The sequence below is a fragment of the Deinococcus aquaedulcis genome, assembly GCF_019693445.1.
Classification (GTDB): domain Bacteria; phylum Deinococcota; class Deinococci; order Deinococcales; family Deinococcaceae; genus Deinococcus; species Deinococcus aquaedulcis.
The window spans coordinates 1-23,737 of the sequence record NZ_JAHRBL010000020.1 but is presented as its reverse complement, the minus strand read 5'-3'; the positions used below and the strand labels follow the sequence as shown (position 1 = coordinate 23,737).

Annotated in this window: 22 protein-coding genes, 1 tRNA gene and 1 pseudogene; 7 read left to right on the top strand and 17 right to left on the bottom strand. The window is 69.2% G+C overall.

The annotated features are described in order from the left end of the window. Nucleotides 1-93: 93 nt before the first annotated feature. The 5 genes from KMW22_RS19455 to KMW22_RS16635 form a co-directional block, all read right to left on the bottom strand. Complete coding sequence (locus tag KMW22_RS19455) at nt 94-342, bottom strand: transposase (protein ID WP_235693074.1); 249 nt, start codon at nt 340-342, stop codon at nt 94-96. Continuing rightward, nucleotides 339-944 carry a hypothetical protein gene (locus tag KMW22_RS19450; protein WP_328774741.1) on the bottom strand — a complete coding sequence of 202 codons (606 nt, stop codon included), beginning with the start codon at nt 942-944 and terminating at the stop codon, nt 339-341. Before KMW22_RS19450 ends, KMW22_RS19455 begins: the two co-directional genes overlap by 4 nt. 158 nt (nt 945-1,102) lie before the next feature. Next, nucleotides 1,103-1,234 (bottom strand): transposase, encoded by a 132-nt coding sequence (locus tag KMW22_RS16645; RefSeq protein WP_221091152.1) that lies wholly within the window; start codon nt 1,232-1,234, stop codon nt 1,103-1,105. Between the two features lie 118 nt (nt 1,235-1,352). Next, complete coding sequence (locus tag KMW22_RS16640; RefSeq protein ID WP_221091151.1) at nt 1,353-2,195, bottom strand: SDR family oxidoreductase; 843 nt, start codon at nt 2,193-2,195, stop codon at nt 1,353-1,355. A 146-nt stretch (nt 2,196-2,341) separates the two neighbouring features. Then, complete coding sequence (locus KMW22_RS16635; protein ID WP_221091150.1) at nt 2,342-3,091, bottom strand: enoyl-CoA hydratase-related protein; 750 nt, start codon at nt 3,089-3,091, stop codon at nt 2,342-2,344. Nucleotides 3,092-3,195: 104 nt separating this feature from the next. Between KMW22_RS16635 and KMW22_RS16630 the strand changes: the two genes are divergently transcribed. Next, a complete protein-coding gene (locus tag KMW22_RS16630) occupies nt 3,196-4,728 on the top strand; it encodes a sensor histidine kinase (protein ID WP_328774740.1) in 1,533 nt (510 codons plus the stop codon). Nucleotides 4,729-4,998: 270 nt separating this feature from the next. On the opposite strand, the gene KMW22_RS16625 is transcribed toward KMW22_RS16630, so the two are convergent. Together KMW22_RS16625 and pdxY are read right to left on the bottom strand one after the other, a co-directional pair. Beyond that, complete coding sequence (locus KMW22_RS16625) at nt 4,999-5,592, bottom strand: hypothetical protein (protein ID WP_221091149.1); 594 nt, start codon at nt 5,590-5,592, stop codon at nt 4,999-5,001. Between the two features lie 140 nt (nt 5,593-5,732). Then, nucleotides 5,733-6,620, bottom strand: coding sequence for a pyridoxal kinase PdxY (pdxY, locus tag KMW22_RS16620; protein WP_221091148.1), 888 nt, complete (start codon nt 6,618-6,620; stop codon nt 5,733-5,735). 290 nt (nt 6,621-6,910) lie between these two features. Between pdxY and KMW22_RS16615 the strand changes: the two genes are divergently transcribed. Further along, the gene (locus KMW22_RS16615) at nt 6,911-7,411 is read left to right on the top strand and encodes a hypothetical protein (RefSeq protein ID WP_221091147.1); all 501 of its coding nucleotides are present in this window, start codon (nt 6,911-6,913) and stop codon (nt 7,409-7,411) included. Between the two features lie 123 nt (nt 7,412-7,534). Here the strand turns inward: KMW22_RS16615 and KMW22_RS16610 are convergent, their stop codons facing one another. Beyond that, nucleotides 7,535-9,058, bottom strand: a complete 1,524-nt coding sequence (locus KMW22_RS16610) for a Ppx/GppA phosphatase family protein (protein ID WP_221091146.1) — start codon at nt 9,056-9,058, stop codon at nt 7,535-7,537. Nucleotides 9,059-9,198: 140 nt separating this feature from the next. After that, nucleotides 9,199-10,230 (bottom strand): GNAT family N-acetyltransferase, encoded by a 1,032-nt coding sequence (locus tag KMW22_RS16605; RefSeq protein ID WP_235693073.1) that lies wholly within the window; start codon nt 10,228-10,230, stop codon nt 9,199-9,201. A 250-nt stretch (nt 10,231-10,480) separates the two neighbouring features. On the opposite strand from KMW22_RS16605, the gene KMW22_RS16600 reads away from it, so the two are divergent. After that, a complete protein-coding gene (locus KMW22_RS16600; RefSeq protein WP_328774739.1) occupies nt 10,481-11,035 on the top strand; it encodes an endonuclease dU in 555 nt (184 codons plus the stop codon). 172 nt (nt 11,036-11,207) lie between these two features. Beyond that, nucleotides 11,208-12,308, top strand: coding sequence for a DUF4384 domain-containing protein (locus KMW22_RS16595; RefSeq protein WP_221091144.1), 1,101 nt, complete (start codon nt 11,208-11,210; stop codon nt 12,306-12,308). Between the two features lie 72 nt (nt 12,309-12,380). On the opposite strand, the gene KMW22_RS16590 is transcribed toward KMW22_RS16595, so the two are convergent. The 7 genes from KMW22_RS16590 to KMW22_RS16560 all read right to left on the bottom strand — a co-directional run bounded on the left by KMW22_RS16590 (nt 12,381) and on the right by KMW22_RS16560 (nt 18,954). Continuing rightward, nucleotides 12,381-14,099, bottom strand: coding sequence for a M3 family oligoendopeptidase (locus tag KMW22_RS16590; RefSeq protein WP_221091143.1), 1,719 nt, complete (start codon nt 14,097-14,099; stop codon nt 12,381-12,383). Between the two features lie 129 nt (nt 14,100-14,228). Beyond that, on the bottom strand, nt 14,229-15,101 hold the full coding sequence (locus KMW22_RS16585) for a PSP1 domain-containing protein (RefSeq protein WP_235693072.1): 873 nt from the start codon (nt 15,099-15,101) through the stop codon (nt 14,229-14,231). 157 nt (nt 15,102-15,258) lie between these two features. Then, entirely contained in the window at nt 15,259-15,636 is a 378-nt protein-coding gene (locus tag KMW22_RS16580) for a RidA family protein (RefSeq protein WP_221091142.1), read from the bottom strand. A 43-nt stretch (nt 15,637-15,679) separates the two neighbouring features. Continuing rightward, a complete protein-coding gene (locus KMW22_RS16575) occupies nt 15,680-16,732 on the bottom strand; it encodes a PP2C family protein-serine/threonine phosphatase (protein WP_221091141.1) in 1,053 nt (350 codons plus the stop codon). Nucleotides 16,733-16,841: 109 nt separating this feature from the next. Further along, entirely contained in the window at nt 16,842-17,249 is a 408-nt protein-coding gene (locus KMW22_RS16570; RefSeq protein WP_221091140.1) for a methylglyoxal synthase, read from the bottom strand. 176 nt (nt 17,250-17,425) lie between these two features. Beyond that, a complete protein-coding gene (locus KMW22_RS16565) occupies nt 17,426-18,313 on the bottom strand; it encodes a DUF1206 domain-containing protein (protein WP_221091139.1) in 888 nt (295 codons plus the stop codon). A gap of 152 nt (nt 18,314-18,465) precedes the next feature. Continuing rightward, on the bottom strand, nt 18,466-18,954 hold the full coding sequence (locus KMW22_RS16560; protein WP_221091138.1) for a YbjN domain-containing protein: 489 nt from the start codon (nt 18,952-18,954) through the stop codon (nt 18,466-18,468). A 97-nt stretch (nt 18,955-19,051) separates the two neighbouring features. On the opposite strand from KMW22_RS16560, the gene KMW22_RS16555 reads away from it, so the two are divergent. The 3 genes from KMW22_RS16555 to KMW22_RS16545 all read left to right on the top strand — a co-directional run bounded on the left by KMW22_RS16555 (nt 19,052) and on the right by KMW22_RS16545 (nt 23,540). Next, on the top strand, nt 19,052-20,092 hold the full coding sequence (locus tag KMW22_RS16555) for a bifunctional nicotinamide-nucleotide adenylyltransferase/Nudix hydroxylase (protein ID WP_221091137.1): 1,041 nt from the start codon (nt 19,052-19,054) through the stop codon (nt 20,090-20,092). A gap of 671 nt (nt 20,093-20,763) precedes the next feature. Next, nucleotides 20,764-23,412 carry a DEAD/DEAH box helicase gene (locus KMW22_RS16550; protein ID WP_221091136.1) on the top strand — a complete coding sequence of 883 codons (2,649 nt, stop codon included), beginning with the start codon at nt 20,764-20,766 and terminating at the stop codon, nt 23,410-23,412. Nucleotides 23,413-23,466: 54 nt separating this feature from the next. Next, nucleotides 23,467-23,540 (top strand) — tRNA-Gln (locus tag KMW22_RS16545). Nucleotides 23,541-23,639: 99 nt separating this feature from the next. On the opposite strand, the pseudogene KMW22_RS16540 reads toward KMW22_RS16545, so the two are convergent. Then, a pseudogene (locus KMW22_RS16540) lies at nt 23,640-23,737 on the bottom strand (IS5-like element ISDge16 family transposase); the annotation flags it as partial.

The following is a 23,737-nucleotide window of genomic DNA, read 5'->3' as shown; positions in this document are numbered from 1 at the left end:
GCTGGGGTGACATGAACAAGAGCTTCCATGCGCGAGAGAAGAGCAACCAGAACGAAGGCCCAGGAGGCAGGGGGTAATGCTCCAGTTTTGACTTCAAGCGGCGTTACGAGTGTTCGCCGATGAGGTGAGTGTAGACCAGGGCGTGGCGTAGCCGAGCGCCGTGATTCGGCGCTCGTGGTTGTACCAACGGTGAAAATCCGGCATGGCCGCCCGGACATCGGTCATAGCGTGCCAGTCCTGGCGGAACGCGAACTGGTATTTGTAGGTGCGGTTGAGGCGTTCGAGAATCCCAGTGCCGCCCGGCTGAGGCACCTTGCAGCAGACCCAACTGCCATACGTCAAGCAGCCCTGCTGAAAGAGGTCACTGGTGAAATCGCTGCCCCATCACGCTGCACTAGGATGCGCTCCGCGATCCCCTGAGCGTGGAGCACGGTGATCGCCTCGTCGAGCGTCAATTTGGCGAGGTGCATCGACAGGCGCCGCACCACCCGACTGGCCAGCACCACCCGCGAGAGAACGTCCAGCACGAAATAGATCCAGCAGACCCCATCGGACAGCGACAGCCGTGTCGCATTAATCTGCACCCGTCGACCTTCAGGCCAGTCCTGTGGTGCGGAAACCTTCCCCGAAGGTTTCCGGGTCTTCCGAGGCTGCGTTGGGTGAAGGTGCAATTCGCCGAGGGTCACGCGGATCTTGTGCAATCCAATCTCTTCGCTCTGAGCTTTGAGTTCGTGGTACAGCAACCGATACCCAGCGGTCGGGTGGTGGAGAGCGACCTGCCGGATTTTCTCCTGTAATTCATCCCGCTGCTGCTGACGGGCAAAGCGCGCCGGCGCGCTGTTCTGATGATCCCGGAGGCGCCAGTACGGCACACTGGCGTACTGCGCGAAGCGCCGGAGGCTCAACTGGGGTCGGCTCTGCCAGAGGACGAGCAGTTCATCCACCGTCAGAGCCGTCGCACTTTTCGCGCGATATCGAGCTCCAGTTCCTTTTCCGCCAGGATCCGCTTCAGACGATCGTTCTCCCGCTCCAGGTGTGTGATTCCATGACCGTGTCGGTCGCCAACGAGGCGGGCCGCGCCCGCCTCGAGAAACTGGGTTTTCTACGTGTGGATCAGGCTTTCGTTCACGCCCTGCTGCCGGGCTGCTTCGGCGACCCCAAGTTCGCCTCGGAGCACGCCCAGGACGATGGCTTCCTTCACGTCGGTGCTCCAGGTTTTTCGCTGTTTCCCCATGGTGATCTCCAGTGTGCTCGTCCCTCTCTTCGAAAGGGTCAGATTCTGGAAGTCATCCCTGGAGCACTACCTCGAGACTCGCTTCGCTCGGTTGATCTCAAGATCAACTTCGAAGGACTTAGTCCTGCTTGGGTAGCGCCAGCCCCATCGCCTGGTACATCTGGTACTGCGGGGCGCCGCCCAGCATGTTCTGGCCGCCATCCACCGGCAGAATCACGCCGGTCACGTAGCTGGCCGCGTCGCTCACCAGAAACAGTGCGGCGTTGGCGATGTCCTGCGGCAGCCCAAAGCGGCCCAGCGGCACGGTGCGCATGAACTGGGTGCGGGTCTTTTCGTCGGGGGCGAGGCGGGCCATGCCCTCGGTGCCGTCAATGGGCCCGGGGATAATGGCGTTCACGCGAATCCCGCGCAGGCCCCATTCCACCGCCAGCGTGCGGGTCAGGGCATCCACGCCGGCCTTGGCGGCCACCACATGCGCCTGCATGGGCACCGGCACCCCGTAAGCGCTGATGCTCAGCACGTTCCCCCCCGGGGTCTTCAGGTGCGGGGCCGCCGCCTTGATGGTGTTGTAAGTGCCCAGCAGGTCAATGTCCACCACTGTCTTGAAGCCGTTGGGCGAGATGCCATCCACGGGCGCCGGAAAGTTTCCGGCCGCGCCCGCCAGCACGATATCGAAGTCGCCAAAGGCCTCCACGGCTTGCGCGGCGGCGGCCTGCAGCGCCGCAAAGTCGCGCACATCGGCGCTGACGCCCAGGGCGCGCCCCCCCGCATCCACGATGCCCTGCGCGGCGGTCTGGGCTTTGTCCAGGTTGCGGCCCAGCAGCGTCACGGCGCAGCCGTGGGCCGCGAAGGTCTGGGCAATCCCCAGGTTGATGCCGCTGCCGCCCCCGGTAATCAGGGCGTGCTTGCCGGCCAGCAGGTCGGGGCGGAAGGTGGGGGAGAGGGGGGAAGGCTGGGTCATGGGGGCTCCTTTTTAGGGGGGTCTAAGGGTCGAAGAGTCTAAGGGTCTAAGGGAAGTGCGGGCAGGTGTTGAAGGTGGGGGAGGTTGGTCAGGGTAGGGCAGTGGGGGACCAACCCAGATCGTTCGGGGTCAATCTGGGCTTGACCCTACGAGCCACGCCCCTTGAGGGCCGTCATCAGGCCGTCGGCGGTCATATGCTCGGCGTTCCAGGCCACGGCCTGTTGCAGGCCCTCGGCGTGGGGCAGCTCGGCAATCAGGGCGCGTTTGGTGCCTTCCAGGGCGCGAGGGGGCAGCTGGGCCAGGGTATCGGCCAGGGCCTCGGCGCGGGCAAAGAGGGCCTCGGGGGTGGGCAGCACCTCGGTCACCAGGCCCCAGCGTTCGGCGGCTGCGGCGTCAATAGGCTCACCGGTCAGGGCAAGGTGCGCTGCGCGGCCCCGGCCCAGCAGGCCCGGCAGGCGCTGCAAGCCGCCCAGGTCGGCGGTGATGCCCAGTTTCACCTCCGGCAGGCTGAACCGGGCGTCCGCGCTGCACAGGCGCAGGTCGCAGGCGCTGATCAGTTCCAGGCCCGCGCCAATGCACCAGCCATGCACCGCCGCAATCACTGGAATGGGCAGGGCGGCCAGTCCCTCAATGGCCGCGTGCATTTCGGCCACCACGGCCGCGAACGCCTCGGGCTGGCCCAGGGCCGGGGCGATGACCGGCGCGGTGGCCTTCACGTCCAGCCCCGCGCTGAACCACTCCTGGCCGCGCACGATCAGCACGCGCGCGCCCCCCAGCCCGGCCAGGGCAGGCGGCACCTCGCGCCAGAACGCCGGGCCCAGGGCGCCTTTTTTCGAGGTGATGGTCAGGGTGGCGACCTCACCCCGGCGGGTGAGCTGCACGCTCGTGTCGGTCATGGCGCTCACTTTACCCCGCTTTCGTGAACTCGGTTCAAAATCTGCGGGCGCGGGCCAGACCACGGGGAATGGGCGCTCATCAAGGCTGCTCTAGAATGCCCCCCGTGCTGCCGCTGCCCCCCGCTGCCGCTGCGCCTGCCTCCCCGGCGGGCGCGGGTGGGGTGCCGTTGCGCGACTTTCTGCTGCGCCCGCTGCTGACGCCCTTTGTGCTGCTGCTGGGCGTGGGCGGCGCGGTGATGTTCGGCGTGGACCGCAACGATCAGGCGCTGCAGCGGGTGCTGGATGCCCAGGCGCGGACCCAACTGCTCAGCGAACTGACCGGGCAGGTGTCGGCCATGGAAAACGGCCAGCGCGGCTTTGTCATCACCGGGCAGGCGGGTTTTCTGGCGCCCTACCAGGAGGCGCAGGCGTCGTTTCAGGCCGCCGCCTACGCCCTGCACGATCTGAGCGTGGACGACACGCAGCGCCGCACGCTGGCGCAGGTGCAGGCCCTGGTGGGCCGCTGGCAGCAGGAGGCCGCCCAGCCGGAAATCGAGGCGCGTCTGACCTCGCTGAACCGCGCGGCCACGCTGGTGGGGCGGGGGCGTGGCCGCGCGATCCTGGATCAGGCGCGCGGGCTCCTGAGCGTGATGGCCACCCAGGAAAACACCCGCCTGAGCGAGGCCACCCGCCAGAGTCAGGCCACCCTGGGCGCGGTGCGCTGGTTCAGCGTGGGGGGGCTGCTGCTGGGCATGGCGCTGCTGGTCATTACCGCCTACCGCGTCACGCGCACCGTGGGCCGCCACGTGCAGGAACTGGGGGCCGCCGCCCAGGACATGGCGCGCGGCGAATACACCCGCCGCATGCCGGGCAGCCCCGTGCAGGAACTGGGCCTGCTGGGCGCGCAGTTTGACCGCATGGCCGAGGCCGTGCAGGAGCGGGAGCGCCAGCTGCGCCGCAGCAACCGCGAATTGGAACAGTTCACCTACGTCGCCAGCCACGACCTGCAAGAACCGCTGCGCACCATCGGCAGCTACACCGAACTCCTCGCGCGCCGCTACGGCGGGCAACTGGACGAGCGTGCCGACCAGTACATCGCCTTTACCACGGCCGCCACCCGGCGCCTGAAGACCCTGATTCAGGACCTGCTGACCTACTCGCGGGTGCGCCGCGCCGAGCAGGACGCCGTGCCGGTGGACTTAGACGTGCTGGTGCGCGGTCTGCTGGCCGAGCTGCAACCCCAGATTCAGGCGGCACAGGCCCAGGTGCAGGTGGGACCGCTGCCCACCGTGACCACCACCCCCGACCTGCTGGCCCAGGCGCTGCACCACCTCATCAGCAACGCCCTGAAGTTCCGTGCCCCGGACCGCCCCGCCCGCGTGGAGATCACGGCGGCGCGGGACGGCGCGCGCTGGGTGCTGGCGGTGCGCGACAACGGTCTGGGCATTGCCCCGGAATACCACGAGCGCATTTTTGGCGTGTTTCAGCGCCTGCATGGCGCCGACGCCTACCCGGGCAGTGGCATTGGGCTGGCGGTCACCCGTGCCGTGGCCGAAGGCCTGGGCGCTGACCTGTGGCTGGACAGCACCCCTGACCAGGGCAGCACCTTTTCTCTGCGCCTGCCAGCAGAACCCTCTGAAGAGGTGGCGCCAGCGTAAGGGCCGGGGATCAGGTGGGCCGTGGAAAGGAAACAGCGCGCCCCAAGTAAGTCGGGGGCGCAATGAGGCTCGGTCTATGGCCCTGAAGGGGGCCCAATGCCCACAGATGATGGGTACGGCCAGAGCTGCTCAGAGCCTATAAAACGTCTGCCTACCAGCGTGCTCAAAACGTGTCCGCGTCAGACGGCACAGTGCCCCCTCTTGCTCCATCCAACGACCAACCCCCCGGCGGGCTGCAACCGCCGGGGGGCCTGGGGGGTCAAAGGGGGTTTACAGCGAGCTGCCGGTGGGGCTCATGGGGCGGCGGTTCATGCCGCTGTCGTCCATGATCTGGCCGCCGTGACGGGCGGCGGTGGCCTGCACGGCGTCAAAGGGCACGCTGTCTTCCACGCCCACCACGCGGCCACCGCTGTTCATGGTGTTGTGCATGTGGTCGTAGGAGGTGTGGTCCACCTCGTAGGTGTCGTTCATGCTGGTGCGGCCGTCGTGGTTCTCGTCCACGCCCATCGCGCCGCCCGTGGCGCCCACCGCCGCGCCCACGCCGGAGCCCAGCGCGGTCATGCCCAGGATCACGGGCAGGGCGAGGCCGCCCGTCGCCACCACAGCGCCCGAGGCCAGCACCCCGGCCACAGCCCCGGCCACGGCACCCACGCCTGTGCCCTTCACGGCGCCCGCACCGGCGTCTTCAGCGCCCGCGCTGGCGTCGGCGGTCACCGTGTCGGTGGTGGTGGTCGTCGTGGTGGCAGCGCCGCCGCTGCGCATGTAGCTGGCGCGGCCCAGCGTGGGGGCCACGAGGCCCTGCTGCTGCATGTCGGCAATGAAGGCGTCGGCGGCGGCAACGGTCGGGAAGATGACGTGTTTCATGCCTCCCAGTGTTCACGGCGCCGCCTCCCCCTTCCATGAGAACCGCCGCAACAGGCATTGGGCTCACCCTGAGGCCACCCTGAGACGCTCCTCACAAAGCACACCCCCTGCGCCTCAGTCGGGCCTCATAAAGGCCGGGGCTAGCCCACCTGCTGCGCTTCGAACAGCCGTGCAGGCCGCACAAACTCATCTTGCGAAGCCACCAGCTGAATCTCGCGCGTGCCCGCGAGGTGGGTGCGCTGCAGCAGGGCATAGAGCGCGCTCATGGCGAGGCTCAGGGCGCTGTCGGGGCGGCCACTGTGCAGGTAGTGCCCGAAGAACAGCGCGGCAATCGCGTCGCCGGTGCCGTTGCGCGGCGGGTCCAGGGGCAGCAGGGGCGTACGGCACAGCCACGCGCCGCCCTCGCCCACCACCAGGGTTTCAATACTGCCCTCGGGGGCGCCGCTGCGCACCAGACTGGTCACCAGCACCAGCCGGGGCCCCCCGGCGCGCATTCGCTCGCGCAGGGCACGCGCGGCGGCCAGGGCCTGTTCCAGCGTCTCCACCGTATGGCCGGTCAGCAGTTCCAGCTCAAACTGGTTGGGGGTCAGGATGTCGGCTTCGGGCACCGCCTGCACCCCGATCAGGTCCGGCAGTTCAGGGCGCACGAACACGCCCCGGCCCACATCGCCCATCACGGGGTCGCAGCAGTACAGGGCCTCCGGGTTGGCGGCGCGCACCCGGCGCACGGCGTCCACCACCGCCGCCACCGTGCCCTCGCTGCCCATGTAGCCACTGAGCACCGCGTGGCACTCTGGCAGCGCGCCGCGCGCCTCAATGCCGTCAATCAGTTCGGCCACCAGTTCGGGCGGAAAGACCGTGCCGGTCCAGGCGCCGTAGCCGGTGTGGTTGGAAAACTGCACCGTGTGAATGGCCCAGACCTCAAAGCCCAGCCGCTGCAGCGGAAACACAGCGGCGGCGTTGCCCACGTGCCCGTAGCTGACCCACGACTGAATGGACAGGATATTTCTTGGCGGCCCTTGCGTCATGCCGCCCAGAATACGGCCGGGCGCGGCGGAAAGACCGGCCCTGCCTGCCCACCGGTTTCCGGGCACAGGGCGCCGGAAAAGGAGCGATTCCCCGGGTAGGAGGTCTGAACGGCAGAGCAACCCGGGAAGCGCTACCGCTTGCTCGCCTGCTCGGGCCAGAGCCAGGACGCCGGATGAAGCCGCCTTCAGCCTTCTGAAGGACTCCGCCCAGTCAGAAGGCCCCAGGACCTGAACCGGGCTTCATATGCACTGTGCTGGGCCCCCGGATACTTCGCAGAACGGAGGCTGACATGAAACGACTGCTGCTCACCCTGGCCCTGCTGAGTTCCGCTGCCCTGGCCCAGACCGACACGACGAACACCACCGACCTGAGCACCCCGACCGGCACAGAAACGACCGGCGAGACGGGCACGGGTGACACAGGGACTACCGAGACGGGAACGGGTGACACCAGCACAGGCGACACCGGGACGGGTGACACGGGGACAGGGGACACCGGGGCGACCGATACCGGGACCACCGACACGGGCACCACGGATACGGGCACGGGCGATATGGGCACCACCGATGCGGCGGGCACCACCGGCACCGAGCCCAGCACCGACACCTCGCAGATTGGCAACCCGGCAGGGACGGCCACTGGCACGGAAAGCGGCACCCCGGGCAGCACCAGCATGGTCCAGGGCGACACGCGCGGTAACCCCTTTCCCTGGGGCCTGCTGGGGCTCCTGGGCCTGGGCGGGCTGATGGGTCGGGCGGCAGCGCAGCGGCGCGGGCCGGGCCGGGCATAAGCGGGCCAGGGGCCCCGCATAGATCGGCAGTCTGTTTGGGGGAGGGGCACTTCTGGCCCCTCTTTTCTATTGCGCTTCTAACGCCAATCCTGGTCAGCGCCTCAGCCGCTCTGGGCTTTGCGCTCAGGGCAAGGCGTGCAGGGTCAGTGGGCCGAACACGCGCGCCCAGACATCTGCCTTGTCGCGCGCCCCTTCCAGGTCCAGGGGCGTGGCGCCGCTGACGGTCAGGCGCCAGCCTCCGCCCCGGCGGTCCAGGGCTTCAATCTGTACCCCGCCCGCGTGCGAGCGGTCCAGGCCGTCGGCCACGCGCAGCACCGCCACCAGCCGGGTCAGCAGGGCCTGCTCGGGGCCCGAGAGCGCGGCGAACTCCGGGTGAGTGGTTTTGGGCGCACTCTTGCGGTGGTAGCGCGCCAGCAGGGCAATCCACTCGATCTCGCGTGGGGTAAAGCCGCGCAGCTCGGCGTGGCGGATCAGGTAGGCGCTGTGCTTGTGGTGGGCGCTCTGGGCCACGATCTGCCCCACCTCGTGCAGCGCTCCGGCCGCCGTGAGCAGGCTGCGGGCCTCGCCGTCCGGGCCAAACGGTTCGCCCGCCGCCTGCAAACCGGCCAGCAGGTCGCGGGCCAGCGCCGCCACCTGCCGGGCGTGCGACAGATTCGCCCCAAAACGCTCGGCGGTGCCCAGCACGCTGCGTTGCCGGGCGCTAATGGACGACTGGTAGGCCTCCAGGCGCGTGAGTTCCTCGATCAGCATGCCCTCGCGCAGCGCGCCCTCGCTGACCGTGACCTCGGCAGCGCCCAGCACCTCCAGGGCGGCGTGCAGGGTGGCCAGCCCGGCCACGATGGTGTCGGCCCGGCGTTCCAGGCCCGGCAGGCGGGCGCGCGCAGCCGCGCGCAGGCCGCGCACGTGTTCCAGCAGGGCCCCCAGTTCGGCCAGCGAAAAGCACGTGCCGTTGACGCTCTGTGCGTGTTCGCCCCGCCGCGCCAGGATCGCCACAGCGGCAGCTTCGGCGGTGCCGCTGGACAGCACCACCCGCGTACCGGCCCGCACCCGGAACCGCGCGGCGTGCGGCGCCAGCGCGTCCTGCACCGCCGCGCGCAGGGCCGCCAGTTCGCGGCGCCCCGGCGTTTCGGTAGGCACATGCGCCCGGGTCATGCGAATGGCACCCAGGGGCAGGCTCAGCACGTCGCGGGCCCGCGACGCGTCGCCGCGCACGAATTCCAGGCTGCCGCCCCCCAGGTCCAGCAGCACGTTGTCGGGGCCCAGTTCCACGGCGTGGGCGGCGCCCAGGTAGGTCAGTTCACCTTCGCGCTCGCCGCTGATGATGGCGGGGTACACCCCCGTGCGTGCCAGCATCCGCGCCGCCACCGCCGCGCCGTTGGGGGCCTCGCGCAGGGCGCTGGTGGCGTACACATGCACCTCGGGCACGCCCGCACTGGCAGCCAGGGCCCGGAACCGGGTCAGGGCCGACGACAGGCGGTCCTCGCCTTCCGGGGTCAGGTTGCCCGCCGCGTCCAGGCACTCGCCCAGGCGGGTGCGGTCTTTCAGGGCGTCCAGCACGCGGTAGCCGCCGGCCTCGCCGGCGGTCATGGCCTCGGCAATCAGCAGATGGCTGGAATTGGTGCCGACATCGGCCACCGCCACCCTCATGCGGCGTCCTTCCTCGTGCGGGCCTGCGTGCTCATGGGGTGCAGGGTAGCGTGAAGGGAAAGGGGCCATGGGCTCTGGGCCATGAGCCATGAGGGAACCCCCCCAGAGCTCATGGCCCATGGCTCATGGCCCGTCTGTCCTCAGGCCAACTTCAGTTGCCACTCGGTGAAGGTGGACCACGGCGCAAAGCCCAGGGTCACGTTGATGCCCAGCATGGCGGCGTTTTCGTGGGCGTTGTTGGTCTGCACCCAGCGCGCGCCCGGCACGGTGGCCAGGATGTGCTCCAGCATGGCGGCCTTGACCCATTTGCCCAGGCCCTGGCCCCGCGCGCCCGGCCGCACGGCGGTGGCGCCCTGGAACACCGGGCCCTGGCGCTCCGGGGTCCAGAAGATCTCGCTGTAGGCGTCCAGCGCGCCCGTGCGGGTGTCTTCAATGGCCATCATGGTGCGCACCTCGCCTGCTTCCTCAATCATGGCGTCCCAGGCGCGGATCATCTCGGGGGTAATGCGCCAGTCGTCCTGTTCCAGGTCGCCCTTGGGGGCCGTGTTCATCACCATCATCATGTCGGCGGCGCGGTCCAGGTACTCGTCGGGCACGGTGGCCCACAGGTGCAGGCGGTAAGGGTCGCCTTCGGGGCGCCCCTGCCAGCGGGCCAGCAGGTCGCGGTCCAGCCCAGAGAGGGGCAGGCGGCTCTGGCGCATGGGCAGCGCGGCCTGGGCGCCCGTGGCCTGCGCAAAGGCCTCGCCGGCGGGCGCGCGGCTGGTGGTGCCGAAGGTCAGCACGGTGCGGCCGGCCTGCACGGCCATGTCACGCAGTTGCCCGCCCAGGGCGCGGCCCAGGCCCTGGCGGCGGGCCGGCGGGGCCACGACCAGCCGGGCATGGGCCATGTGGGTGTTCTGTTCGGTGTCGTATTCCAGGCAGCCCCAGGCCAGGGCCTGCGCGCCCTGCCACACCACGAGGTGGTGTTTGCGTTCGGTGGGCAACTGGTGGCTCAGGCCCACGGCCTCCTGTTCGGGAATCAGGGGCGGGTCTTCGGGATTGGCGTAGGCAAAGCTGTCGGCCAGCAGGCGCCCCACAGCCAGTTTCTGTTCGGGCGTGGCGCGGGCCGGGTCAAAGAGGCTCACTGGCCAGGCGCCAGCGTTCAGATCGGGCAGGGGCATCGCGGAGGTCATGGGGGCAGTGTGACCCCTGGCGGTCAGAGGAACATGCGCCGGATGGCGGAGGGGGGCGTAGGCAAAGGCGGTCTCGCTTTTTAAGTTGCTCGCGGTTGATCCAGGGATCAACCGCGCGAAGCGAGGAGCGAAAACAGGGCCTCGCCCCGGGAATGGAAAGGTTTCTGCGCTCTTCTGAAACCGTGGAATGGGGGAGAGGCGAGGCCCTTCGCTGCCCGGTCAGGAGCGCGGCTGCGACATACTGCGCGGCGTGTTCGCCCACGCCATCGGCTTTGACGACGCGCCGTTTGACCGCGCCCACCGGGGCAACGTGCCGGTGATTGGCGCCGCGTACGCCCGCACCACCCTGCACGCCGTGGTGCGCGGGCACGTGCGCCGCGACGGGCGCAACAGCACCGCCGAACTGGCGCGGCTGGTGGCGCTGTCGCCCGAACATCTGCAGTTGGTGCTGCTGCAGGGCATTGCGCTGGCGGGCTTTAACGTGGTGGACCTGCCGGGGCTGCACGCGGCCACGGGCCTGCCCGTGCTGGTGGTGGCCCGCAAAGCCCCCGACCTGGACCGAATTCGCGCGGCGCTGCTGTCGCGGGTGCCGGGCGGCGCGCGCAAGTGGCAGCTGATCGAGGCCGCCGGGCCGATGGAACCCTGCGGCGGCGTGTACGTGCAGCGCGCGGGCCTGACGCTGGCCCAGGCCGAGGCCGCCCTGCACACCTTCACCGTGACTGGCCGGGTGCCGGAACCGCTGCGTGCCCCGCACTTGATCGCCCGCGCGCTGGTCCAGGGCCACAGCCGGGGCGGCCGGGCGTAGGGGGCGGCCGGGTCAGGGGCGCTGCTGTGCCCACCTCAACCCCCACTGAACTTGACCAACTCCTGCGGATTCTCAGCCTCCGGGGCCAGGACATTTACCGTCTGCTGAACTGTGAATGTTCCCGTCAGGTGGCGTCAGCACGGCGTCATGCGGGCCCGGCACACTGCCAGTCATGAAGAAGAACTCGACCGTGACGGCCCTGCTGGCCCTGGGCACCGCTGCCACCCTCAGCGTGGCGGGCGCGCAGGCCAAGATCAGTGCGCAGAGCATCATCGTGAACCCCACCCAGCCGGACCTGTCGGTGAACGTGCGCGTGGACAGGGACCCCAGCGGCAACAGCAACCCCGCCTACCGCGTGGGTGAGAACATCACTGTGAGCGCCAGCGTGAACCGCGACGCCTACGTGTACCTGTTCAACGTGAACCCCGACGGCACGGTGGACCAGATCCTGCCCAACCGCCTGAGCGGCGAGAACTTCGTCAAGGCGAACACCACCAAGAGCTTCCCGGCGCCCGGCGACAACTTCACCTACTCGGTGGAAGGCCCGGTCGGCCAGAACAAGGTGCTGGCCTTGGCCAGCCTGACCCCGCTGAACCTCGACCAGATCAGCTCTTTCCGCACGGCCCAGGACCAGTTCGCCACCGTGAGCACCCAGGGCGGGCAGACCGGGCTGGCGCAGGCCCTGAGCATCGTGGTGAACCCCCTGCCCCAGAACAGCTGGGTGAGTGACACCGCTTTCTACACTGTGGCCGCGCAGACCCCGGTGAGCACCGGCAGCCTGTTCGTGGGCACCAACGTGGCGGGCGCCACCGTGATCCTGAACGGCCAGCGCCTGGGCGGCGCCAACGTGACCTACAGCAACCTGCGCTCCGGTACTTACCCCGTGCGGGTGCAGGCCCCCGGTTACGCCGACTTCAGCTCCACCGTGACCGTGCGTGCGGGCACCACCACCAACCTGAACGTGGAATTTGCCCAGCCCCTGAGCGTGGCCCCGGCGCCCGTCAACACCGGCAACGGCGTGCTGGACTTTATCGGCAACCTGCTGGGCGCCATTGCGGGCACCCAGCTGCAGGACCCCGCCCGCAGCGCCTACGACCAGAAGGTGCGTGAACTGCAGGCCGACGGCTACGCGCTGCAGCAGAGCCGCACCACCGGCACCGGCTACAGCGGCACCCTGGTGCGCGGCGCCAGCACCGTTACCCTGACCGTGGACCGGGGCGCCAACCGCACCGTGCGCGTGAACGTGAGCGAAACGACGACGTACCGCTACTGAGACAGATGGCCGAAGGCTGATGGCCTAAAAGAAGGGCCCCTGGAACGTTCCGGGGGCCCTGTTCGTGTGGGGTTAGGCCTGGAGCTGTTCGGTGAGGAAGGTCATCAGGCTGCGGATGTGGTCGCGGTCGAAGCGGAATTCGGTGCCGGCGGCGCGGTAGAGCTCCGGGACGGGCACGGTGTTGCCCAGGCGCAGGCTGGCCTTGTAACGCTCCAGGGCGCCGGCGGCGTCCTGCTGGGCGCCGCGCCAGACCCCCACGGCCGCCAGATAGCACATGGCGTATTCGATGTAATAAAAGGGCACCTGGAAGATGTGGTAGTACTGCCAACCCTTGGCGCGCAGGCGCTCGTCCAGGCCGTCCCAGTTCACGAAGGGGTGGAAGGTGCGGTCCAGTTCCAGCCACTTGGCGTCCAGATCGGCAACCGTCACGGTATCGGGGGCCTCGGCGTACAGCCAGTGCTGGAAAGCGTCCATCTGGGCGGCCCAGGGCAGGAAGGCCACCACGCCCTGCAGCTGCTTTTCGCGGTAGCGCGCCAGGTCGTCCGGCGAGAACACGTGCCCCAGGTGGTCCAGGGTCAGGAATTCCATCGCCATGCTGGGAATCTCCACGAATTCAATGGGGCTCCAGCGGTTCCACACCAGCGGCTGAGTATCGCCGCTGTAAAAGCCGTGGAAGGCGTGCCCCACCTCGTGAAACAGCACCCGCACGTCCTCGGCAGTGCCCACCACATTCATCAGCACAAAGGGCTCGTTGGTGGTCGGAAAGTACGAGCAGTAGGCGTGGCTCATCTTGCCCGGGCGCGATTCCAGGTCCAGCAGGGCCCCGGCGCGCATCTGGGTAAAGCGGGCGGCCAGCCCGGAATCCAGGCCAGCAAAGGCCGTCTGGGCCAGGGTTTCCAGTTCGGCGCCCCTCTGGAACGGGGTCAGCGGCGCGCGGGCCTGGGGGTCCAGCAGGTTGTTGCGGTTGTAGTCCCAGGGGCGCAGGGCGCCCAGGCCCAGTTGCGCGGCGATCTCGGCCGTCATGCGCGAGAGCAGCGGCACCACCTCGGTCTGCACCGCCTCGTGGAAGGCGCGGCAGTCGGCGGGGCTGTAGTCCACCCGGTCCAGTTCCTTCCAGCGCAGGTCGCGGTAATTGGTCTCGTCGGCGTTGCGCGCCAGCTGCCAGCGGGTGGCGATCAGGCGCGCCATCACGTCGTCCAGTTGCGGGGCCACCTCGGCGTTACTGGCGGCCAGGGCGTGCCACGCGGCCTCGCGCGCTGGGCGGCTGGGGTCGTCCAGGCGCTGCTTGATCTGGGGAATGGTCAGTGTCTCGCCGCCCAGCTGCACCGTCTGGTTGCCGGTGATCACCGCGTATTCTTGCTTCTGGGCTTCGTGGGTGACCTCCAGGTCCACGTTGGCCTCGCGGAACAGGGCGGCCTCGTCCCGCATGCGGCGCAGGGTCAGGGCAAAGTCGGGGGCCGGCACGTAGTCGGGCACGGCCAGCAGCTTCTCTTTCAGGGCCTGCTCGGCGCGCGCCCACTGTGGCAGGGCCTCGGCCACAAAGGTCTGGTAGCGGGCCTGGGCGTCCGGCTGATCGGTGTGTAGGTCGGCAAAGATCGAGAGCTTGGCGCCCACGCCCTTCAGTTCGCTGCTCAGGGCGCTCCAGGCGGCCAGCCAGCCGGGCACCGCCTCAGCGTTCAGGGCCTGGGCCTGCAGCGACTGAACGCGCGGCGCGTAGTGGGCCCACTCGGCCGCAGGGGCAGGCACCGTCAGCGTCTGGTCGGCGGTGGGCTGGGAAGGCACAGGGCTCATGCCCGCGAGTGTACTGCGCCCCCCACGCGTCCAGGCCGCTGCGGCGCGGGTGCGGCCGTGCTCCTGTTCGGCCCCAGCGGACGCGGGGTCAGGGGCCGCCAGCCGGGCGCAGCGCCAGGGGCTGAACCCTTACTCGCTGGGCGCTGGGCGGGGGCCCTTGCCGGGCCGGCCCTGGGGGCGTCCACCTTCGGGCAGCGCGCGCACCTCGGCGTCGGTCATGCGGCGCAGGTCGGCGGCAGGCACGTTCTGCAGCAGGCCCTGATCGGTCGCCACGTCCACCGTGCCGCTGAGGGGATGCAGCTTGGTCACCTTGCCACAGGCCCCCGAGCCCTCGTGGCAGACCTTGGCGTTCTTGCGCGGCAGGTCCTTGAGGAGTTCGAGGTACTGGGTGTGCTCGAACTGCAGGCAGCACAGCAGGCGCCCGCAGGGCCCCGAGAGCTTTTCCGGGTTCAGCGGCAGTTGCTGGTCGCGCGCCATGCGAATGCTGACGGGCGCAAAGTCCTGCAGGTGAGTGGACGAACAGTTCTCGCGCCCGCAGGCCCCCAGCGTGCCGATCATCTGCGCCTGCTCGCGCGGGCCCACCGCCGCAAAGTTCACGCGGGCGCGGGTGTGCGCGCGCACCTCGCCAATCAGGCTGCTCAGTTCAATGCGCTCGTCGGCGCTGTAGCTGACCGTCACGAGGCTCTCGTCCAGCGTGAATTCTGCGGCCACCACCTTGACCGGCAGGCCACGCTGGCGGGCGCGGGCGCGCAGCAGCCATTTCAGGTCCTCGCCCGCGCGGTGCAGGTCTTCCCAGCGCTTCAGGTCCTCGGGCGTGGCGGCGCGCAGCACGGCGCCGTAGCGTTCCTGGGCCAGTGGTTCGCGGGGTTCGCCGCGCACGGTGGCCACCTCCGGGCCGCGCTTGCCCTGCACCACCACGCGCGTGCCCACAGGATGCGCCTCCTCGCTCAGCATGGCGTGGAGACGGGGACTGCGCTCAAAGCGGATGGGCAGGACAACCATTCGCTGCAGGATGTCACGGCCAGCCTGGGGCCGTCGAGACACGAGGCACAAAGGGGAGCGAGAGGTGGGGGTTTGATCGGCCAGAGGCCTGCCCCCTCTACCAACAAGCGGGGGCTGGTCGCGGTGTGCGCCAGCCCCCACAGCATTGCCCCGAAGCTCAGTGGCGCTCGGCCAGCACCTCAATTTCCACCCGCACGTCGCGCGGGAGCCTCGCCACCTGCACGGTGCTGCGGGCGGGGTAGGGCGCGCGGAAGTGCGCCTCGTACACCGCGTTCATGGCGGCAAACTCGTTCATGTCGGCCAGGAACACCGTGGTTTTCACCACCCGGTCCAGATCGGTGCCGGCAGCGGCCAGCACAGCTTTCAGGTTGGCGATCACCTGTTCGGTTTGCTCGGTGATGCCGCCGGCCACCAGTTCGCCCACAGGCGTCAGCGGAATCTGGCCGCTGGTCACCACGAGGTTGCCGAAAGTCACGGCCTGGCTGTAGGGCCCGATGGCCGCCGGGGCGCTGTCCGTCTGCACAATCTCTTTCATGCCCCGAGCATACCGGGCGGTGGCCTGCCGGCGCGCCCGTGCCCTAGGGCCGCGACTCGCGCACCGGCAGTTCGGGCACGCGGGCGGGCAGCACCGCGCTGGGCGGCCCCAGCGGCGGCGGCGCGCGCCCCACGCTGCGGTGCCCCACCATGATCGCCAGCAGCAGCACTGTGCCCGACAACCCGATGGGCACGCGGCTTTCCGGGACCAGCATGATGCCCAGCAGCGTGAAATACGCGACCATCAGCAGCAGGTAGGTGACCAGACTGTTGCCGCGCTGCGCGCTCAGCAGGGCGTCCACGTACGTCGGGCCGTCCTCGCGCCGGGGGGGTAGCGTGTAGGGCGGCAGGCGCCCGCTCCGGTGAATATCCACGATCAGCGCCGTGATGTTGTCGGGGCCGCCCTCGTCGTTGGCGGCGTTGACCAGCAGACGGGCTGTGGCTTCGGGCGACAGGGGCCGCGAGAGCAGCCGCAGCAGCACGTCGTCGGTCACCACGCCGCTCAGGCCATCGGTGCACAGCAGCAGGCGGTCGCCAGCCTGCACCGCCAGCCCGAACAGTTCCAGCCTCACCCGCTCCTCGCCGCCCAGCGCGTTGCTGACCACGCTGCGCCACTGGTGGTCGCGCGCTTCATCCTCGGTCATCAGGCCCTGGCGCACCTGTTCGGCCACCCAGGAGTGATCGTCGGTGAGGCGGTGCAGTTCGCCGCCGCGCAGCAGGTAGGCGCGCGAATCGCCCACATGGGCCAGCAGCGCCGCGCCCCGGTCAATCAGGGCGGCCAGCAGCGTGGTGCCCATGCCCACGTATTCGCCCACCGCGTGGCGCAGCACCGCCATATTCGCCGCCTGCACCGCGCTGGCCAGCCGCACCGGGGGGGTGCCCCGGCTCTCCAGATACGCCTGACTCAGGGCGTCCAGCGCGAGGTTGGCCGCCAGTTCACCCGCCGCGTGCCCGCCCATGCCGTCGGCCACCGCGTACAGCCCGCCCTGCGGCAGGTCCAGCGCCAGCGCCGCGTCCTGGTTCACGCCGCCCTGGCGCTGACGACCCACATCGGTCAGAAGGCCCGACGTGAGAGAGGGCGTCGCGGGGGCGCGCATGAGACCAATATAAGCCACGCGCCTCCCCCTTCACCCGCTGGGGGCGCAGAGGGTGGCTGGCTGGGCTGGAGCAAGGTGAGCGGGCCCCCTCACCCCGGCGCCTGCGCTGTCAGGACGAGGGCTGGCCCCGCAGCCACCCCAGCAGGGCCTCGGCGCTGGCGGGGTTGGTGGCCAGCGGCACGTCGTGGACGTCGCACAGGCGCACCAGGGCCGTGACATCCGGTTCGTGGGGCTGGGCGGTCAGGGGATCACGGAAGAAGAACACCGCCAGCACCTCGTCCTGGGCCAGCCGCGCGCCGATCTGCTGGTCGCCGCCCAGCGGCCCGGACAGCACCCGTTCGATGGTCAGGCCCGTCTGTTTTTCCAGCAGGCCGCCAGTGGTGCCGGTGGCGACCAGATGAAAGCGGCCCAGCACCTCGCGGTGGGCCAGGGTGAACAGAGCCAGTTCCAGTTTCTTCTTGTCGTGGGCGATCAGGGCCACCTGACGGCGGCTGGGAGGCGGCGGGGCAGCGGTCATGCGGGGATTGTGCCACGGCCTTCAGCGGGGGGCAGCGGCCCTGCCCAGCGCGACCAGACAGGGCCGGCGGCGTGGAAAGACGGCGGCTGTTACAGCGTCGGCCACTGACAGACACGGACGCTGCTCGGCCCAGAGTGGTGAAGGATCAGCCCCCGGGGTGGCTCTGGGTGCCGCGCTCAGGCTGCGTCTTCCACGCGAATGCGGCGGTACAGCGCCTGCACCCCGCACCACACGCCATAGCACAGCGTCCCCAGGGCCACGGCGCCCAGCAGCACGTTGCCGGCCGGCTGGTCGCGCAGCCACGTCAGGGCCTCGGACACGCCCACGGCCTCACGGGCGCGGCCCCGCCACGCCGCCAGCAGGGCAAAGCTGCCAATCACCAGCATCAGCAGCCCGCGCGCCGTGATGCCCACCTGCCCAATCTTGACCAGCACCCCGCACAGCCGCTCGCTGATGTCGTGAAAGGCCATGCGCTTCATAAATTTGGCGCCGTAGGCCACGTACAGCTGATTGGCCGCCACGCCCAGCAGCAGCAGGCCAATCGCGGTCAGCAGCAGGCGGCCTGCGGGCAGGTTCAGCACGGTGGCGGCGGCGCGGTCCTCGCTGTTCTGCTGGCGGGTGGCGACGCCCAGCAGCGCCAGCCGCGCCGAGAAGATGGCCAGGCCCGTATTGGCGATGCCACTGAGCAGGTACCCGCCGCGCTTGCCCAGCCCCTTGGGCCCGGTGCCCTGCCGCTCCGGGTCCAGCAGGGCGCGAATCAGCTGCCACGTGGCGTAGCCCAGCAGGCCCAGGGCCAGCAGCCACAGCAGCGGGCGGCCAGCAGGAATGTCCTGCAGCCGCAGCAGCGCCCCCTGCATGTCGGTGGTGGCGCCGCCCCGGCCCAGCGCCACGCCCAGGGCCAGCAGGCCAATGGTGCTGTACACCACGCCCTTGCTGGCGTAGCCCACCCGGGCCAGCAGGTCCAGCGCGGGGGCGGCGCGCCCCGTCACGGCGTGGGCACCCCGCGCCGCGCCACTTTTCAGGCCCGAGGCCACCTCCTGGCCCACATTCTTCAGGTCTGCCATTGCCCCTGCAGTGTGGGCCCCTGCCCCCAGGCGCTGGGTCTGAAGGCCCAGAAGCCCGCCTTGACCTGACGCGGCGGTTTTCTTCATGTTGCCCGGGCGGCCACGGCAAAACCCCCGCTACAGGGGGCGGGGGCCAGGAAAAGCAGTACGACTTAGGGCAGTTCCATCTCGAAGTCGGCCACGTCGCCCAGGTACTCGGTCATCCAGGCTTTCACGGCGGCCTTGGTGTAGCCCCCGGCGATGGGCATGGTGGAATCCAGGTAGTAGGCGCCTTCGTAGATGTAGGCCTGGGTGTAGTAGTTGCTGTTCCAGTCGTTCACCAGTTCGGTGTCCAGGCTGTCTTCGTCGTCGCTGTAGTCCCACGACACGCTGGCGGTGGCGCGGCTGCACATGTTGGCCTTGCAGCCACTGAGCCACACCGTGACCTCGTAGTCGCCGGCCATGATGGTCATGCTGGGGTCGCTGTCGGGGTCGGCGGGGTTCATGGTGACCCGATAGCCGGCTTCACGCAGGGCCGCCGACATGGCCGCCGGGGTGGCGGGCTGCACCTGCGAGCCCATGGGCGCCGCAGCGCCGCCCGCCAGCGCGGCACCGGACAGAGCAGAGAGCAGGACAGACGCCGACAGAATTTTTTTCGTCATGCCTTACAGTACGACGCCGGGTCGGCAAATGTGAGCGACTTTAGAATGAGTCAAGAACTCACGCTGCTCATGAAGTGGGGTGCATACCATGAGGATTATGGCGACCCCCCCGCCCGCGCGGCGCAAGCGCACCTTTGGCGTGTACATTGGCCGGTTCGAGCCGCCGCATCAGGCACACCTGCTGGTGATGCTGGAAGCCCTGGAGAGCGTGCAGAAGCTGATCGTGGTGATCGGCAGCGCGCGGGCAGCGCGCAACATCAAAAACCCCTTTACGGCCGACGAGCGCCAAGAGCTGATCGCGGCGATGCTGCAGGGCGCCGGTATTCCCCGCACCCGGGTGCTGTTCGTGCACGTGCGCGACTACTTCTACAACGAGGCGCTGTGGCTCTCCGAGGTGCAAAGTGGCGTGCATGCCCACACCCGGGGCAGCACGGATGTGGCCCTGATCGGGCATATCAAGGACGAGAGCAGCTATTACCTGCGCACCTTTCCCGCCTGGGAGTTCATTCCCACCCATGTGGTGAGCCCCCTGAGCGCCACCGACGTGCGCAAGGCCTACTTTGAAGACCGCCTGGCCGACGTGCAGGGTATGGTGCCGCCTGCCGTGCACGCCTTTCTGGACCGCTTCCGCGCCACACCCGAGTTCCGCGAATTACAGGCCGAATACGCCTATCTGAAGCAGTACCGCGCCGCGTGGCAGGACGCGCCGTACCCGCCGATTTTCGTGACGACCGACGCGGTGATCGTGAAAAGCGGCCACGTGCTGCTGGTGCGCCGGGGTGGGCTGCCAGGGCGGGGGCGGCTGGCGATGCCCGGCGGTTTTCTGGAGCAGGATGAAACCCTGTTGGCCTGCTGTGTGCGCGAGGTTCACGAGGAAACCGGCCTGGGCCCTGGCATTGACCTGGGGGCGGCGCTGCGGGCGCAGGCGGTCTTTGACTACCCGGACCGCAGTCTGCGGGGGCGCACGGTGACCCACGCTTTTCACTTTGATCTGGGGATTGGGCAGTTGCCGCGCCTGTCGGGGGGGAGTGACGCGAGTGAGGCGCTCTGGGTGCCGCTGAGTGAGGCGCTGGGGCAGCCGGAGCAGTTTTTTGAGGACCATCACGCGATCATTGAGCATTTTGTGATGCGGGGGTAGGGGAGAGGGGGAGTTGTTTGGGCGAGTTCGTTTGCCTGCCTTTGCCCCACCCCCCCAGCCCCCCTACCCCGGAGGGGCAGGGGGGAGTTTTCCGCTGCGCTCGGCAAACGTTGACTGACGGTGTGAGGCGGCCCGGCTTCGCCCCGCGCCGTACGCGTGGCCCCTCTCCGCCCATCGCCTCACGCCCGCGCGCTGCGCGCACGAGGGCTTCCGTTGCTCACCCCGCAGGGGTGAAGGGTGGGGACGCTTAGGGCGCGAGGTTCTACTTTTGAAAGGCAAAAGCAGCTATGGCCTTTGCTGCTGTTCAAAGTAGAACCTTCTGGGCCGCACCAAGCCTTCCTGCCCCTCCACCGCCCGAGTTCAGGCGAGGCCGTCGTGCGCGGAGCGCGCGGGCCATTGCGCTGGGGCGGAGGATGGCGTCGAAGCCGGACACGTCAACGAATGGAGAAACCCAGCCGACTCCAGTAAAAACTCTTGCCCAGTGCCAACGTCGCTCCCCCCTGCCCCTCCGGGGTAGGGGGGCTGGGGGGGTGGGGCAACGCAGGCAAACGAACCCGCCCAAACAGCCCCCCAAAACCCAGAACCCCCGCCAAACCCGCACCCCCCCCCAGCCCCCACACCGTGACCCAATCCCCCCTCCCCGCCACTGCCCCCCCTCTACACTGAACCCCGTGCTCCCCGCCCGCTCCCCCTTCGCCCGCCTGGACGGCTTTCTGCGCGACACCCTGGGCAGCGGCGCCACCCGGCTGCACGAGGAAGAGGCGCAACCCGCCCGCACCGTGCCAGTGGCCGAACTGGGCTGGAGTGACGCGGTGGCGCGCGGCTTTGGGTTCCCGGAGGTCTACGCCCACCAGGCCCAGACCTACCGCCTGATGCGGGGCGGCGAGCACGTGATCATCACCACGCCCACCGCCAGCGGCAAGACCGGCGCCTTTTTCCCCGGCGTCTTCGACCGGCTGGAACGCGACCCCCGCTCAACGGCGCTGTTTGTCTACCCCCTGGTGGCCCTGGGCCAGGACCAGCGGGACAAGCTGCTGACGTTTAAGGAGCGCGGCGGGTTTCCCTGGGAGGTGGCGGCCTTTCAGGGCTCGGCCCAGAGCGGCGAGGTGTTCCGGCCCGGCGTGCGCATGGTCACCGCCACGCCCGACAAACTGCACTGGTCCCTGACCCAGCCCGGCATGCGCGAATTCCTGAAAGGACTGTCGTTTCTGGTGCTGGACGAGGCCCACACCTACCGGGGCGGCTTTGGCTCCGAGGTGGCGGGGATGCTGCGGCGCCTGCTGGCCCTGGCCCGCGCGCTGGGGGCGAGCCCGCAGGTGATCCTGAGCACCGCCACCATTGGCAACCCGGCCGAATTTGCCCGCGAACTAACCGGCGTGGATGCCACCGAAGTCAGCGAGTCCGGCGCGGCCCGCCACGGCAAACGTTACGTGCTGGCCGACCACCGGGGGCAGCCCCGGCGCTTCTGGAACGCGGTGATGGACGCTTCTGAGCGCCACGACCTGAAGGTACTGGCCTTTTTCCGGGGCCGCTCGCGCGCCGCGCGCCTGTACTCCACCTACCGCGCCCAGCCGGGGTACGCCCGCCGCGCCCACCTGTACATGGCGGGCACCAGCGACCGCGAAGGCCGCCTCTCGGAATTTCGCCGCGCCCGCAGCGGGGTGATGTTTGCTACCAATGCGCTGGAAGCCGGGGTGGACATTGGCGATCTGGAAGTGGTGATTATTGACGGCTACCCGGGCAGCCGCATGGCCTTTCGCCAGATGGCGGGCCGTGCCGGGCGCATTGCGCCGGGGCTGGTACTGTACCTGCCCGCCCTGAACGAGCAGGGGGTGCCGCTGCCCGCCGACGCCTTTTACAGCAACGCGGGCAATTTTCTAGAACTGCTGACCGGGCCCATTGAAAAGGCGGTGGTGGAGGCGCAGAACCCCTACCTCTCACCCCGGCACCAGGCCCGCGCCAACGAGGAATTTCGGCTGGCGGGGCTGGCGCTGCCCCACGAAGCCGGCGCGGCCCCGCGCTACTGGAACCTGCGCGGCGAGGGCAGCCTGAAATACGCGGTGGTCGAGGCCGCCGACTGGGAGCGCCTGGGCCCCAAAGCCCTGGACGCGCCCCTGGAAAGCCCCAGCCAGCACTACGCGCTGACTGAAAAGCACGAGGGCGCGGTGTTCACCCTGGACGGCCAGGGCTACAAGGTGCTGCGCTGGGACGAGCACCCGGCGGGCACGGCGATTGTGGTGGAAAAGTACGACGCCGCCAACCTCTTTACCCGGGGACTGCACGCCACCCTGGTCACCCCGGTGGGGATGGGCGAGTGGATTCGAAAGGGCCCGCTGGCCTACCGCTGCGGCGAGGTCAGTATTCGGCGGCGGTATGCGGGCTACCAGATGCTGCGGCAGGTGTTCGAGCGGGTGTGCGTGGGCTGCGACCGCGAACCCGGTCCCACCGAGCGCAGTTGCGCGCGCTGCGGGGGCCGCATTCAGGACCGCATGCAGGACCACAAGCTCAGTGAGCACCTGTACGAGCAGCCCACTGAACTGCCGCCCTTTCGCACCAGCGCCCTGGAAATCGGGGTGGACCCGCGCGCCACCGAGCGGCCCACGGCGGTGGCCCATACCCTCAAGCACCTGCTGCACAAGGTGACCCCCGAGCGCATTGCCTGCGACGAGAACGACCTCGCCAGTGCCTTCCGCGAGGGCCGCGACACCTACTTTTTCCTGTACGACGACTGGCTGGGCGGCCTGGGCGTGGCGCGGCGGGCCTTTGAGCAGATGGACGACCTGCTGGACCGCGCTCTGAGTCTGGTGACCAAGACGTGCTGCCAGAACGCGCATGGCTGCTACGAATGCATTGCGGTAGGCCGCTGCTTTGCGCCCACCCTGCCCAGCGGCGAGCGCCGCCCCACCGACAAGCACGCCACCCGGCTCTTTCTGGAAAGACTGCCCGGCATCCGGTTGCCAGAGGCGGTGCCCGCCCCCGCCACCCTCCCCGACGCGGCCCCCCTGCCCGACGACCTCGCCCTGCCGCCCAGCTGGCCGCTGCAGGCGCGCGAACTGCTGGATCTGCACGGTCTGTCCCTGCCCGAAGTCAGCGCCCGCCTGGGCATTCCCAGCCGCGAGTTGCAGCGCGCGGTGAGCACCACCGAGCCGCTGCGGCTACAGCACGCCAAATTTGGCACCGGGGTCTTCATGCAGGGTTTTCATCAGGGCGAACGCCGCGAGGTGCTGGTGTACTTTCCCGGCGTGGGCCAGAAGCGGCTGCTCCTGAAGTTTGCCGGTCTGACGGTGGTCGAGGGCGCGGCCGCCGCCCCCCTCGCTTGACCCGCCCCGGGGGGCAAAGCTATACTCGGGCCCGCCGAGAAACGGCGACTTCATAGGGATATGGTGTAATGGCAGCACAACAGATTTTGGATCTGTTTGTCTAGGTTCGAGTCCTAGTATCCCTGCCAGAACAGCGCGGCTCTCCAAGAGATCGGGGGGCCGCTTTTGTTTGTGTGGCCGGGCGTTCACACTGCTCAAATGGCACTAGGGTCTGTCTGGGTGAAGGTTCAGAGCCAGAGCAGGATACAAGCGACGTGGACACCGGCTAAAAACTGGTATCCACGCTTCTCGTATCGGGTGGCAATCGCCCGAAAATCTTTGAGGC